This window comes from Providencia sp. AGC89 (assembly GCF_053543535.1).
In genome coordinates this window covers 48,870-63,299 of the sequence record NZ_JBIXLP010000074.1, presented here as the reverse complement: position 1 = coordinate 63,299, position 14,430 = coordinate 48,870, and the positions used below count along the sequence as shown (strand labels likewise).

The window sequence follows — 14,430 nt, the reverse complement described above, 5'->3', positions numbered from 1 at the left end:
GTTAAAACTTTACTTCACCATCTCTTTTTCAATCAACTGAATTAAGATATGGATAACTTTAATATGAATTTCTTGAATGCGATCAGCATAACCAAAGTGTGGGACACGGATTTCAATATCTGCGGTACCTGCCATTTTCCCGCCATCTTTACCTGTTAGCGTGATTACTTTCATCCCTTTCTCACGAGCAGCGCTAATCGCTTTGATAATATTCCCTGAATTACCAGATGTTGAGATGCCCAGTAAAACATCACCTTTCATCCCTACTGCTTCAATAAAACGTGAAAAAACATATTCATAACCGAAGTCATTACTGACACAAGACAGATGACTAACATCTGAAATTGCAATCGCTGGATAACCGGGACGATTTTCACGATAGCGCCCTGTTAACTCTTCAGCAAAATGCATCGCATCGCAGTGTGAACCACCATTACCACAAGACAATACTTTGCCACCAGCTTTAAAAGAATCGGCTAACAATACGGCTGCTTTTTGAATAGCTTCAATATTTGCGTCATCGCTAAGGAAATTTGATAGCGTGTCGGCAGCTTCTGTTAGCTCGCCACGGATCAGGTCTTGATACATGAGGTTTCCTCTTAATTAAGAACATGTTACAGAGAGTATGATTAATTTATATTTAAAATAGCCTAAATAAAAATGCCATCTAATGGCAAAGAGCAGATAGGTATCCACAATTAACCTTTAATACTCAGATTGTTGCACAGGGATTGTTTTGTTTCTACTTTTGATTGTGCTGTCTTAGCTTCGTAGAAAAAGACCTCCTTTTTCCTTACTAGTAACCATAATTTTTTAATGGCCTTAATGTAAATTACCTTAACCATTTTCATAATTTGGTGTTTTTGTGAGCCAAGTTGTAATTAGGATGTAAATACATTGCTAATTCTTTATTAATGGGTATAGATTAAGATAACAAACAGGTCAGACCTCTTACAAGTGGACAGGAGCTTAACTATGATCCTTCTCAGCATTGTGTTATTCCTAGCCTTAATTGGCGTACTTTGTTATCACAAAACATCGTTGGTTTTTAGCGCAATATTATTATTGGCTTATACTGCTGTTATGGGTGTGATAAATATTTGGAGCTACTGGATGTTATTGCCAGTCGCCTTAGTATTATTTCCATTTGTTTTCAGCCCAATACGCCAATCATTATTTTCCGCCCGCGCTATGAAAATGTTTCAAAAAGTCATGCCACCAATGTCAAGAACAGAAAAAGAAGCCATTGATGCAGGGACAACTTGGTGGGAAGGCGACCTTTTCCGAGGAGCCCCTAATTGGAATAAGCTTCATGACTACCCAAAACCACAATTGACTGCCGAAGAACAAGCATTTATTGATGGTCCCGTTGAAACAGTTTGTGGCATGGTCAATGATTTTGAAGTGAGTCATGAGCTCGCAGACCTCCCTCCTGAAGTGTGGCAATATTTACGCGATCACCGTTTCTTTGCAATGATCATCAAAAAAGAATACGGAGGTCTTGAATTTTCTGCCTATGCTCAATCACAAGTATTACAAAAACTTGCCGGAGTTTCGGGCATACTGGCAATAACTGTCGGTGTTCCTAACTCTTTAGGTCCTGGTGAACTCCTACAACATTATGGTACCGATGAGCAAAAACAGCGTTATTTACCGGGTTTAGCTACTGGTGAAGAAATTCCATGTTTTGCTTTAACAAGCCCTGAAGCAGGGTCTGATGCAGGTGCGATCCCAGATACTGGTATAGTTTGCATGGGTGAATGGCAAGGTGAACAAGTCCTTGGTATGCGTTTAACATGGAATAAACGCTACATTACCTTAGCACCAATCGCGACCGTGTTAGGGCTAGCCTTTAAATTATCTGACCCAGATAAACTATTAGGCGGAGAAAAAAACCTTGGTATCACTTGTGCTTTAATTCCAACCAATACACCGGGGGTCGAAATTGGCCATCGCCATTTCCCTCTTAATGTGCCATTTATGAATGGCCCGACTCGCGGTCAAGATATCTTTGTTCCTATTGATTACATCATTGGTGGGCCAAAGATGGCGGGGCAAGGTTGGAGAATGCTTGTCGAGTGTCTCTCTGTCGGACGCGGTATTACATTACCATCTAACTCAACAGGAAGTCTGAAGAGCATCGCTATTGCAACAGGGGCTTATTCCTATATTCGTCGCCAGTTCAAATTATCAATTGGTAAAATGGAAGGGATTGAAGAACCATTAGCACGCATTGCTGGTAACACTTATTTGATGGATGCAGCAGCAACTTTGATTACGTCGGGGATTATGTTAGGCGAAAAACCCGCGGTTCTCTCTGCTATCGTAAAATACCATTGTACTCATAGAGGTCAACGCGCCATTATTGATGCAATGGATATCACTGGTGGTAAAGGAATTTGCCTTGGCGATTCAAACTTTGTCGCCGGAGCCTACCAAGGTGCGCCAATCGCTATTACGGTTGAAGGGGCCAATATTCTCACTCGTAGTATGATCATCTTCGGCCAAGGTGCTATTCGTTGTCATCCATTTGTATTAGACGAAATGGCTGCTGCAAAAGATAATAATTTGCATAAATTTGATAAAGCTGTATTCGGGCATATCGGTCATGTGATTAGTAACCAGTTCCGGAGTTTCTGGTTAGGCTTGACTAACGGTCGTGGCAGTAGCGCGCCAACAAAAGACGAAACACGCCGTTATTATCAAATGTTAAATCGTCAAAGTGCTAACTTAGCTTTATTGTCTGACGTGGCAATGGGGGTGTTAGGCGGAAGCTTAAAACGCCGTGAGCGTATTTCGGCACGCTTAGGGGATATTTTAAGTAACCTGTACCTTGCCTCTGCAACCCTAAAACGCTATGAGGATGAAGGTCGCCAAAAAGCAGATTTACCGCTAGTAAAATGGGCTGTTGAAGATTGTCTCTATCAGTCAGAAAAAGCCATGGATGATTTATTGAAAAACTTCCCTAATAAAATGGTAGCGGCGATAATGCGAGTGACACTCTTCCCTGTTGGCCGTTCTATGTCGATGCCATCTGACCGACTTGACCACAAACTGGCGCAGCTACTGATGGAACCTTCTGAAACACGGGATAGATTAGGTCGTGGTCAGTACTTAACGCCAACAGAAAACAACCCGCATGGCTTAGTAAACCAAGCACTACTCGATATTATTGCTGCTGAGCCAATCTTCGACCGTATCTGCCGTTTAAAAGAGCGTAAACTCAGCTTTACTCGCTTAGATGAACTAGCAGACCAATTACTCCCTGAAAATGTAATTACGCAAGAAGAAGCTGATATTTTACGTAAAGCGGAAGCTAGCCGGTTACGGACTATTAATGTGGATGAGTTTGAGTTTGATGACTTAGGGGTACTTCCGTCAAAAAAGTCTCCTGACGAACCTTCAAGTGAAGATACAAGTAAGAAAAAGAAAGCAGCTTAATTTATAAAGTAAATTATAAAAGGTTATCTTCTTAGAAGTGAGTTTAAGTGTAACAACAAAAAGCCAGCTAGTTATTATAGCTGGCTTTTTGTATGTAAATTATATTTAAAACTTATAATTCCAATTCTAATGCTAATAATTCTTCAATCGTTTGGCGGCGACGGATCAGCGTTGGCTTGCCATCTACAAACATGACTTCCGGTAATAATGGACGACTATTATAATTCGAAGACATAGATGCACCATAAGCGCCAGTATCGTGGAAAACTAAATAATCCCCTACTTTGACCTCAGGTAATGCGCGTGTAACAACTAAACCACCCTCTAATTGAGTAAATACATCCCCTGACTCACATAGAGGGCCTGCAATAATAGTATCGATGAGTTGAGAGCTATCAGCACAACTGCCATCCGCAGTTAGAACAGATACATGATGATAGCTGCCGTACATCGCAGGGCGCATTAAATCATTAAAACCGCTATCCACTAACACATAATGGCGGCTCCCCATATCTTTAACCGCACGGACTTCCGCCAGCAAAACACCGGATTCAGCCATTAAATAACGCCCCGGTTCTATCTCAAGTTCGACTGAGTGCCCTAAATGCTGCTCTATACGCTGACGGGCGTTATTCCATAAACTATAATAATGTTGTACATCTATTAATTCATCGCTTTCACGGTAAGGGGTTGATAACCCTCCCCCTGCCGAAATCGCATGCAGGTCAACCCCAGCGGTGGTGACCAATGCCACCATTGAATCACACACATCAGCAAGATGTTGGTAATCAACGCCAGAACCAATATGCATATGAATGCCCACTAACGATAAATTATAGTGACGAATTTTTTCTAACGCGGCTGGTAAATCTTCATGCCAAATACCGTGCTTGCTATTCTCACCACCCGTATTAGTCTTTTGGCTATGGCCATGACCAAACCCCGGGTTAATCCGCAACCAAACTGGGTGACCAGATTTTTTCTGACCAATCTGGTCTAACATGTCAATCGACCCTGCATTTACCGGAATATCCAGAGCCGTCACTTTTTCTAATGTTGCTCTGTCCAATACATCTGCGGTAAAAACAATTTCTGAGTTTTCACGCCCTGCTTGGAAGCCAGCGACCAGCGCACGCTCTATTTCACCTAAAGAAACAGAATCTACTTTGACCCCTTGCTCTTTCATTAAACGGAGGATATGAATGTTAGAGCTTGCTTTTTGTGCAAACCTAACAGTATCAAAGACTTGTAATTGCTTAATACGCTCAATGATTACAGCGCTATCATAAACCCAAACAGGGGTTCCATACTGGGCTGGTAATCCACGCAAATGTTCAGGTGTTAAATACTGGCTTGTAGTAGTTGCGAATGAAGTCATTGTCTTTCTCGTTTGCAAATTTTTATGGTCTTAATAATTTATTGTATTGAAATCTATTATTCAGAGAAAAAACGGGAAAAAAAATATCCATTTTGCTAAAGTCTATTCATATTTGATATAGCATTTATTTAGAGGCTAAACATGCAAGCTATCTCTTGGCGTCATATTGAAATATTCCGTGCCGTCATGACTACCCCAAACTTAACGGAAGCTGCTACATTACTGAGTACATCACAGCCCACCATCAGCCGTGAACTTGCTCGCCTTGAATATCTATTACAATTTAAATTATTTGATAGGGTAAAAGGCCGATTACAACCAACTGCGCAAGGCTTACGTTTTTTAGAAGAAGTCGAGCGTTCTTATTATGGATTAGAGCGGATCAAAAATTCGGCTAAAACTATTCGGCGTTTTGAACACGCACAAATATCCATTACTTGTTTACCGGCTTTTGCCCAGTCTTTATTACCTCTGGTTTGTCAGTCATTTATGGAAAGTTACCCTGATGTAAATATCACGGTGATCCCACAAGAATCCCCAGTTCTGGAAGAATGGCTTTCTGCTCAGCGTTATGACTTTGGCTTAACAGAACACCTTCAACTACCACCCGGCACTGAACAGCAAACGTTAGGCTGTTTAAATGAGGTGTGTGTGTTACCTGCAGGGCACCCCCTTGAACTAAAACAGGTTTTAACGCCTACTGACTTTCAACATCAACGGTTTATCAGTTTGTCATTAACAGACAGTTACCGCCAGTTAATTGATTCAACCTTTACAGAACACCATATTGAACGAAAAATGGTGATGGAGACACACTCTGCATCATCCATATGCGCTATGGCATTAAAGGGGATCGGGATATCCATTGTAAACCCATTAACAGCGTTAGACTTTCATCAGCAATCTGCAGGGAAATTGGTGATCCGTCCCCTCAGTTTTTCCATTCCATTTACAGTGAGTTTAATTCGCCCCATTCACCGCCCATCTTCTCAACTGACAGATATTTTCACCCAATCACTAAAAAATACCTTCAGCCAAATAGAAGAGAGCTTAGCGTCGGCCTTGTTGCATCAACGCTAACCAATATGGTGACGTTTTGAACCAGTCTGTAAGGAAATCAATCACAGCACGTAATGGTGTAGGCATTTTTTGTCGACTGGTGTATACCCCGTAAATACCTAATGGCATTGGTTGATAATCAGGTAATAATTGAATTAACTCACCACTTGCTAAATACTCTGCGACGGAATAATAAGGTTGCATGGTAACCCCTGCACCATTTAAAGCGCCTTGGGCAAGAAATACGGACTCATTGGCGCTCAACCGCCCGCCAACTAATACCGTATGCTGTTCCCCTTGTTTTTCAAAACGCCAAATGCTGCGCCCAAAAAAGCTATATGTAAGACATTCAAGTAACACTAAGTCTTCAGGTTTAGTGGGCATTTTTTTCCCCGTTAAAAACTTTGGGGAAGCACAAATTACAGAGTGGCAGGTCGATAAAGGCTTAGCAATTAAGTTAGGTTCTAGCTGGTTAGTAATACGGATCGCTAAATCGATACGTTCTTCGATAAGATTAATCGATTTATTAGATATTTGCATATCTATCGTCATATTTGGGTATTGCTGCAAAAATTCTGCCATAGCAACGGATAATGCACTTTGGGCTATCGATTGTGAACAGCTAATGCGCACCAAGCCAGATAGCTCTTTTGCATCATGATGTTGTTGTACAGGTACTAATTGTGAAATCGCATTGAGCTGTAATGATTGCTGATACACCCCCTCACCAGCGGAGGTTAAACTTAAACGCCTTGTTGTTCGATTAAGTAACCGTACTCCAGCCCATTGTTCCATTTCAGATAAATAACGTGTCACCATCGCACGCGACATATCTAACTTTTCAGCAGCACCAACTAAACTGCCTTGTTCCACTATCGTGATAAACACTTGTGCTGCCTTTAACCTATCCATTTACGCCCCATTCGTCCGGTTTATGCAACAAACTTCGCCTAATTATGGTGTTTTTCCGTTAATCATTGCAACTTAATATACATACCAAGCAAAAACGCCTAGTTCATTCTCAGACAATTCAATTTTAGGACTCAAAATGAAATTAACTTTTTTAGCAGCAACAGTATTCATCGCAACATCATTTCAAGTAGCACAAGCCGAGAAATTAACACTCGATATCTATAACCCAGGTAACAACAGTGTATTCCCTGTGTCATCTGAAATTATTAGTGGCCCTAATGAAGTCGTATTAATCGATGCTCAGTTTCAAAATAATGATGCTCAACAACTGGTCGATAAAATTAAAAAACTCAATAAAAAATTAACCACTATTTATATTAGCCACTCAGACCCTGATTATTATTTCGGCTTAGAGACAATTACAAAAGCCTTTCCTGAAGCTAAAGTTATTGCAACATCTGAAACCGTTGCCGCTATTAAAGCGACTAAAGATGGCAAGCTCGCTTATTGGGGAAATGAGTTAAAGGGTGAAGCTCCGACCCATGTGATAGTCCCCGAAATCATCAAAGGGAATAGCTTTACTGTTGATGGCGAGAAACTAGAGATAAAAGGCCTTGACGGTGCTTCGCCAGATAGAACTTATGTGTGGGTTCCATCGCTAAAAGCCGTTGTCGGTGGTGTGATTGTTTCAGACAATATACACGTTTGGGTGGCTGATACACAGACTAAGGCATCACGCCAAAATTGGCAGCAAACGTTAGAAAGTATCAAAGCACTGAACCCGACGATTGTCGTCCCTGGTCATTTCACGGGAGCATCTAAATTGGATATTGGTACGGTGACATTTACTCAGCAATACTTACAAGATTTTGAAACCGCCGCGCAATCGAGTAAAAACTCGAATGAATTAGTACAGCAGGTTGCAGCTAAATACCCACAACTGGATGATAAATCAAGTTTAGAGCTAAGCGCTAAGGTTATTAAAGGCGAAATGCAGTGGCCTCAATAAATTAGTATCACTCCCTTATAACAACCATTTTGTATATTTAACATACTGAATAATATGCCTAGAAATACAACCGCGAGTATAAGGGAGATTGTTGTATATAACTGTTGATAATAATGATACAACTTAACTCAAATTAACCCCAAATTATTACAGAGGATCAATAATGAAAAATATAACCCTACACTATATTTATGACCCTTACTGCGGCTGGTGTTATGCAGCAGCCCCTTTAGTGGAAATTGCAACCAAACACCCCAGTACCAATGTTGAGATGCATGGTGGTGGCATGTTAGCCGGTGATGCGCGTTTGCATCTTGATGATAATTTTCGCCAATATATTATGCAATCAGATAAACGTATTGCAGCGATGACAGGGCAAGTTTTTGGTGATGACTATATAAAAATGCTCCATGAACCTAATTTAGTCATGGACTCCCTACCACCACAAACCGCTATTTTAGCTGCAACCAAGCAAGGTAAAGGCTTTGAGATGCTTAAAACCATTCAAAAAGCCCATTATATTTCTGGGCGTCATATTAATGATACGGCAGTGCTTGCTGAATTAGCCCAAAAGCTTAGCTTGAATGCTAAGCAGTACACCAGTGATTACACGCAATGTGAACAAAATGAAACTGCAAAACACATACAGAATAGTAAAGCATTGCTCGCCCAGTCTGGTGCGTCAGGTTTCCCTACGCTGTTAATTCAGCAACAAGGGAAATGGTTACGGGTTCCTTTACAAAATTACCTTGGGTCACCAGACAAATGGCAGCAATTTTTAGACTCGTTGGTCGCTGCTGCGTCTTAACCCTTACATTTAGTTGTCGCTAACCAATACGCAGTATAGATAAATACAGCAAGATACTTGCACTAATGATAATTGTAGGCCCGAATGGTATGGTTTGGGCTATTTCATTTACTAACGGCTTAGCACTTACACAACTTGGAGAATGACCCCCTTGGCTTATTTTCGGCAATACCCAATAAGCGAATGCATAATGTAACAGCCCTAAACAAGCCGCAAGCCCTATAAAATAAGGTAATAACCATACCCCTAACCATGCAGCACACGCTGCAATTAACTTTAAGTCCCCTCGCCCCATCTGTGGTTGTTTTTTAATTTTTTCCACGAGTGTAACGGTAATTAGCATCATAAAATAACTCAATATAACTGCATAGATAGCCGAAATGACATTGCCTTGAGGTAAGTTAATTTGATATAGCAAACCAGACCACAATAAAGGATAGGTTAGTACATCCGGTAAATAACCCATTTTATAATCAATAATAAATAACGGTGTTATTAAATTAATAAAAACCACTAAAAACAACATTACCCATAAACTATTAAATGACCCAATAATAATACAACCGAACACCCCATATAGAATAAGTAAAGTATGAAGTTTAATTGTTATTTTGTTTTTCCCAAAACACCAAACAGGGAGATAAATAAGTAACTTTTGAGTCATTAAAACGGATAAAAATAACACAACAAGAAATATAACATCTTGTTTACATAGATGAAATCCAATTGACTCAATAAAAAAAAGCCTTTCATCCCCCTGCCAGGAAGATATCATATTTGTCATATTATCAATAAATGATTTAATATATGATAATAAAAAATAAAATAATTCCTTCATTTTATACTTCCTTCCATTACGGAGCCAAAATAAATATACTCGCTATTCTGGCTTATCCCAACACTTTAATTCCGTGTTATTTCGTCGGTTTATTCGACATTTTCAGTTTTTATTTTTTTGAGTAATTATTGATAAAATTGCCACCGCACAGACGTACTACAATTAGCATTTTTTTCGTTATAAACTAAGCGCTAGTGCTTGTGTTTAGAGATTCAATCCCCATATTCATCAAAGCTATCTTATTTATTAACCTAGTCTGTACTAAGGAAAAGCTATGCGCATCCCACGCATTTATCACCCAGAGCCTCTTAAAACGAATATGACAATTTCTCTTGGTGATGACGCCACAAACCATGTAGGGCGAGTACTACGCATGACTGCGGGGCAAAAACTCGAACTTTTTGATGGTAGCAATCAAACGTTTGATGCTGAAATTACTGAAGCGACTAAAAAGAATGTATATGTTCGCATTGTAGATAGCCGTATTGATGATAGAGAGTCCCCTCTCGATTTGCATTTAGGGCAAGTGATGTCCCGTGGAGAAAAGATGGAATTTACCATCCAAAAATCCGTAGAGTTAGGGGTAAATATCATTACACCACTGTTATCAGAGCGTTGCGGCGTTCGCTTAGAAGGTGAGAGGTTAGCGAAGAAATTACAACAATGGCAAAAAATTGCTATTGCGGCCTGTGAACAATGTGGGCGCAACCGTATCCCAGAAGTCCGCCCCGTACAAACACTTGAAGATTGGTGTGCAGAAGATGATGGCGCATTTAAAGTTAATCTTCATCCTAGGGCAACAGAAAGCATCAATACACTGCCAACTGAATTGAAAAAAGTCAGGTTGTTAATTGGCCCTGAAGGGGGGTTATCAGCCGATGAAATCGCAATGACAGCAAATTATCAATTTACCGATATACTGTTAGGGCCTAGAGTATTACGAACAGAAACGACTGCGCTAACCGCTATCACTGCACTGCAAGTGCGCTTAGGTGATCTGGGTTAAGGAGAAAAAATGATCAAGCTCGGTATAGTGATGGACCCAATTTCATCCATCAAAATCAAGAAAGACACCAGTTTTGCGATGATGTTGGAAGCTCAGCGTCGTGGTTACGAAATCCATTATATGGAAATGAATGACCTGTATTTACACCAAGGTGAGGCTAGAGCACAAACTAAAATAGTCACTGTCGAAGAAAACCCTGACAAATGGTATGAGTTTCATGGTGAGCAAGACATCGCACTTGGTTCACTTGATGCTATTTTAATGCGTAAAGATCCGCCTTTTGATACCGAATTTATTTACGCTACCTATATTTTAGAGAGAGCAGAACAAGCGGGCTCTTTAATTGTCAATAAACCGCAAAGTCTGCGTGACTGTAATGAAAAATTATTTACCGCTTGGTTCCCTGAGCTGACGCCAGATACGTTAGTCACTCGTAGCCCACAAAAACTGAGAGAATTCCACCAGCAACATGGGGATGTTATTTTCAAACCTTTAGATGGCATGGGTGGCGCTTCCATTTTCCGTCTAAAACAAGATGACCCAAATGTTGGCGTCATTATTGAAACGCTAACCGAACATAGTTCCCGTTACTGTATGGCTCAGAACTTTTTACCATCAATTAAAGACGGTGATAAACGTGTATTAGTTGTCGATGGCGAACCTGTTCCATATTGCTTGGCACGTATCCCTGCACAAGGTGAGACTCGTGGTAACCTTGCCGCTGGTGGCCGAGGTGAAGCTCGTCCTCTTAGTGAAAGTGATTGGGCCATCGCACGGGCTGTCGCGCCAACGCTGAAAGAAAAAGGCTTAATTTTTGTTGGTCTTGATATTATTGGTGACCGTCTGACTGAGATTAACGTTACTAGCCCAACCTGTGCGCGTGAAATCGAAGCAGCATTCGATATTTCTATCACGGGTATGTTGATGGATGCGATTGAACGTCGCCTAAAGAAATAAGCCATAAATGGTTAAAAAGGCCTGTTTAGGTCTTTTTAACTGGTTGTTTTAAAAGTTGTTATTAAATTCAATGGAGCCTTAGTTTGAATCTGCAAAACCATTTTCTTATCGCCATGCCATCCCTAACAGACCCTTATTTTGAACAGTCTGTTGTTTATGTGTGTGAGCACAATGAAAAAGGGGCGATGGGGATAGTAATTAATAAGCCTATTGATGATTTTTCCGTCGATACAATGCTCAAAAAACTTGAAATTACGATATCTGATAAAGTTAATAACCGTAACTTAGAAAGGCCTGTAATTGCTGGTGGCCCTGTGGCAGAAGAACATGGGTTTATCTTACACACACCAATAACTGGTTTCTTATCTAGCCTACACTTAAATGAAGATGTCATGGTCACCACCTCCAAAGATATTTTAGAAACGCTTGGTGGTGAGGATTCCCCCGAGAACTCCCTCGTAGCACTCGGCTATTCAAGCTGGGAACCGGGCCAACTTGAACGAGAAATTATGGAAAATAGCTGGTTAACGGTGGAAGCTTCCCCTAAGCTCATTTTTGATACCCCTATTAATGAACGCTGGGCTGCTGCTGCAAAATTAATCGGTGTTAATATTCATACTATTTCAATGCAAGCGGGGCACGCTTAATGTCTGGAAGAACTTTGCTCGCCTTTGATTTTGGAACTAAAAGCATCGGTGTTGCTATTGGGCAAGAAATTACGGGCACTGCTCGACCGTTGGCTTCTTTAAAAGCCAACGATGGTCGCCCTGATTGGCAACAAATCGAAAAATTACTTAAAGAGTGGCTTCCTCAATTGGTCATTGTCGGCCTGCCACTTAATATGGATGGAACCGAGCAACTCGTCACAAGCCAAGCTCGTAATTTTGCCAACCGCATTCATGGTCGCTTTGGTGTCAAAGTCGAATTGCATGATGAACGGCTATCCACTGTAGAAGCAAAAGCTGGTCTTTTTGAGCAAGGTGGTTACCGTGCATTAAGCAAAGGAAAAGTAGACTCGGCGTCTGCTGTTGTTATCCTTGCAAGCTGGTTTGAGCAAAACTAAGTGGGGCTCCCTTACTGAGAGCCCACTAAAAGTAGAGGACTAACTGCCCCCTAAGATAGTCTTTAATATCACTGGGCTATTTTTATTTGGTAAGTTACTGATTTTGTATCTTGGCTTTTTACTTGCAAAGGATACTCAGTTCCCCATAAAAATGTTGCTGATTTATCTGTATTATGGGGTAATATCAAATTCATTTCTAATGGTATATCCGACACTATACGGTAATTATTTTTCGGCTGTGGGTATTCATGGTGCGCCGAAATATACCCCGTAAATATATCAATATTTCTTTCATTACCAATATCTAAGTAAGGAGCATCTTTGTGCTTTTGAAAGTACGGTGCGTACTTACTCGCAACAATAATAAATGAGTCTGTATCGACCACTTCTTTATTGTTATAGCGAATATTCGAAATTCTCCCTACCGTAGCCCCTTCATTTTTCTTACCGTATAAATCATATAACGGTAATTTGCTAATATTTACATCATAGGTTAGCCCCATAATTGGGTAAAATAAAAAGCTATGGGCATTAGTATTAATTAATGGTGTAGACTCATCTATTGGCATATTATAAATATTTGAGCTCATTTCCAACCATTCGATTAATTGTTGCTTGTTTACCTTTAATGCAGATAAAGAAGCGGGATAAAAAATCTTGTTTAAATCCCTATTGGTTATTTTCCTGTCTTGTATGTCAACAAAAAAACTTGCATCATTTAATGAATAAGATGGTGAAATAGAAATTAACACCTTATCGCTTTCACTCGTAAAATTTCGCATATAATAACGAAGGGAGTCCGCAAGTACAGTTGTTAGGCTTTCATTTCCAATCAGATTAAAATTATTATTGATTTTAAATTTGTCTTGGCTTACTTCTTTGTCTAAGTCACTTTTTAAGTCTTGTTCTGTATCATTTATGCACAACGATATTTTCTCAATAGTACTCTCTTTAGCAACAGAATTTTTTCTATCGACTTGATATCCTTTACTACTTTTTATATCCCACTTATCATTATTCTTTTCTAGAACAAATTTAATAGCGGATAGTGACTCCCCCCACTTACCCGGTTGAGCCGCTGGCTTGCCAAACATTTTCCCATCCTTAACATTAATATTTTCATTAGCTGTTATTTTTTCAGAAGGAAAAACTTCATGAGTATGACCAAATAAAATACCGTCTATATTCGGATTTTTGGCAAGATAAAATGCGACATTTTCCATACCATGTTCAACTTGTGATACATCAATACCTGAATGAGATAAGGCAATAACCAAGTCAGCCCCATCTTTTTTCGCCTGAATAGCAGTACTATTTGCAGCATCTAGCATATCAGTAAATGTAATCTCACTTTCAAGTTTGCTTTTATTAAAAAGCATTGTTTGCATAGGAACTAACCCTAAATATGCGATTTTCAGTAAATGCTTATTACCCGCGTCATCTAAAACCTCTTTTTCCTGAATAATATACTCAGGATAAAGGCTTTTTTGTGACGTATTATCAATAACATTACTTAAAACTACTGGAAAGTTCGCTCCAGAATAAGACCATTTCAAAAACTCAGCACCATTATCAAAATCATGATTACCAGGGGTTGCTACATCATAATTAAGTGCATTTAAACTACAGATAACAGGAGATATACGATAATAGCTTTCATTTTGGTTATAGCGTTTAATAATATGATTCCCTAATGGGTTGCCAGATAATAAATCACCAACATCAACTAAATAGGTGTTTTTATTATCATGCCTAAATTTTTCAATCGCACCAACTAGCGATTTCAAACCATATTTTTCACTTTTTAGATTATTAAAATAATCCTCATCACTTATGAAAGAGTGAATATCAGACGTACCAAGGATATTAATTTCCACTAGGTTATCAGCATAAGACAATGGGATGATAATACTTAAAAGTAATGCAACAGAAAATTTATTCTTCATATTAGTCACTCAA

The 14,430-nt window shown here is 39.7% G+C and carries 13 protein-coding genes; 8 read left to right on the top strand and 5 right to left on the bottom strand.

The features are described 5' to 3' along the window. Positions 1–9: 9 nt before the first annotated feature. A complete protein-coding gene (gene lpcA, locus ACIPUA_RS16895; protein WP_042848711.1) occupies positions 10–588 on the bottom strand; it encodes a D-sedoheptulose 7-phosphate isomerase in 579 nt (192 codons plus the stop codon). A 387-nt stretch (positions 589–975) separates the two neighbouring features. On the opposite strand from lpcA, the gene fadE reads away from it, so the two are divergent. Then, a complete protein-coding gene (fadE, locus tag ACIPUA_RS16890; protein WP_449059889.1) occupies positions 976–3,441 on the top strand; it encodes an acyl-CoA dehydrogenase FadE in 2,466 nt (821 codons plus the stop codon). A gap of 112 nt (positions 3,442–3,553) precedes the next feature. On the opposite strand, the gene lysA is transcribed toward fadE, so the two are convergent. Continuing rightward, positions 3,554–4,819, bottom strand: coding sequence for a diaminopimelate decarboxylase (gene lysA / locus ACIPUA_RS16885; protein ID WP_042848713.1), 1,266 nt, complete (start codon positions 4,817–4,819; stop codon positions 3,554–3,556). Positions 4,820–4,960: 141 nt separating this feature from the next. On the opposite strand from lysA, the gene ACIPUA_RS16880 reads away from it, so the two are divergent. Beyond that, a complete protein-coding gene (locus tag ACIPUA_RS16880; protein ID WP_430264822.1) occupies positions 4,961–5,899 on the top strand; it encodes a LysR family transcriptional regulator in 939 nt (312 codons plus the stop codon). Here the strand turns inward: ACIPUA_RS16880 and ACIPUA_RS16875 are convergent. Next, on the bottom strand, positions 5,870–6,790 hold the full coding sequence (locus ACIPUA_RS16875) for a LysR family transcriptional regulator (RefSeq protein WP_042848715.1): 921 nt from the start codon (positions 6,788–6,790) through the stop codon (positions 5,870–5,872). The genes ACIPUA_RS16880 and ACIPUA_RS16875 overlap by 30 nt on opposite strands. A gap of 136 nt (positions 6,791–6,926) precedes the next feature. Here ACIPUA_RS16875 and ACIPUA_RS16870 point away from each other — a divergent pair, with 136 nt between their 5' ends. Together ACIPUA_RS16870 and ACIPUA_RS16865 are read left to right on the top strand one after the other, a co-directional pair. Further along, entirely contained in the window at positions 6,927–7,799 is an 873-nt protein-coding gene (locus ACIPUA_RS16870; protein WP_042848716.1) for an MBL fold metallo-hydrolase, read from the top strand. Between the two features lie 163 nt (positions 7,800–7,962). Beyond that, positions 7,963–8,607 (top strand): DsbA family protein, encoded by a 645-nt coding sequence (locus ACIPUA_RS16865; protein ID WP_272656430.1) that lies wholly within the window; start codon positions 7,963–7,965, stop codon positions 8,605–8,607. A gap of 19 nt (positions 8,608–8,626) precedes the next feature. Here ACIPUA_RS16865 and ACIPUA_RS16860 read toward each other — a convergent pair whose 3' ends face one another. Next, a complete protein-coding gene (locus ACIPUA_RS16860) occupies positions 8,627–9,445 on the bottom strand; it encodes a prepilin peptidase (protein ID WP_230233370.1) in 819 nt (272 codons plus the stop codon). 274 nt (positions 9,446–9,719) lie between these two features. Here ACIPUA_RS16860 and rsmE point away from each other — a divergent pair, with 274 nt between their 5' ends. The 4 genes from rsmE to ruvX all read left to right on the top strand — a co-directional run bounded on the left by rsmE (position 9,720) and on the right by ruvX (position 12,471). Next, positions 9,720–10,451 (top strand): 16S rRNA (uracil(1498)-N(3))-methyltransferase, encoded by a 732-nt coding sequence (gene rsmE / locus ACIPUA_RS16855; protein ID WP_042848719.1) that lies wholly within the window; start codon positions 9,720–9,722, stop codon positions 10,449–10,451. A gap of 9 nt (positions 10,452–10,460) precedes the next feature. Continuing rightward, on the top strand, positions 10,461–11,408 hold the full coding sequence (gshB, locus tag ACIPUA_RS16850) for a glutathione synthase (RefSeq protein ID WP_166685463.1): 948 nt from the start codon (positions 10,461–10,463) through the stop codon (positions 11,406–11,408). A gap of 83 nt (positions 11,409–11,491) precedes the next feature. After that, a complete protein-coding gene (locus ACIPUA_RS16845) occupies positions 11,492–12,055 on the top strand; it encodes a YqgE/AlgH family protein (RefSeq protein WP_042848721.1) in 564 nt (187 codons plus the stop codon). Then, positions 12,055–12,471, top strand: a complete 417-nt coding sequence (ruvX, locus tag ACIPUA_RS16840; protein WP_449059888.1) for a Holliday junction resolvase RuvX — start codon at positions 12,055–12,057, stop codon at positions 12,469–12,471. Before ACIPUA_RS16845 ends, ruvX begins: the two co-directional genes overlap by 1 nt. 68 nt (positions 12,472–12,539) lie before the next feature. On the opposite strand, the gene ACIPUA_RS16835 is transcribed toward ruvX, so the two are convergent. Continuing rightward, on the bottom strand, positions 12,540–14,417 hold the full coding sequence (locus tag ACIPUA_RS16835; protein WP_048608248.1) for a metallophosphoesterase: 1,878 nt from the start codon (positions 14,415–14,417) through the stop codon (positions 12,540–12,542). Positions 14,418–14,430: the final 13 nt, after the last annotated feature.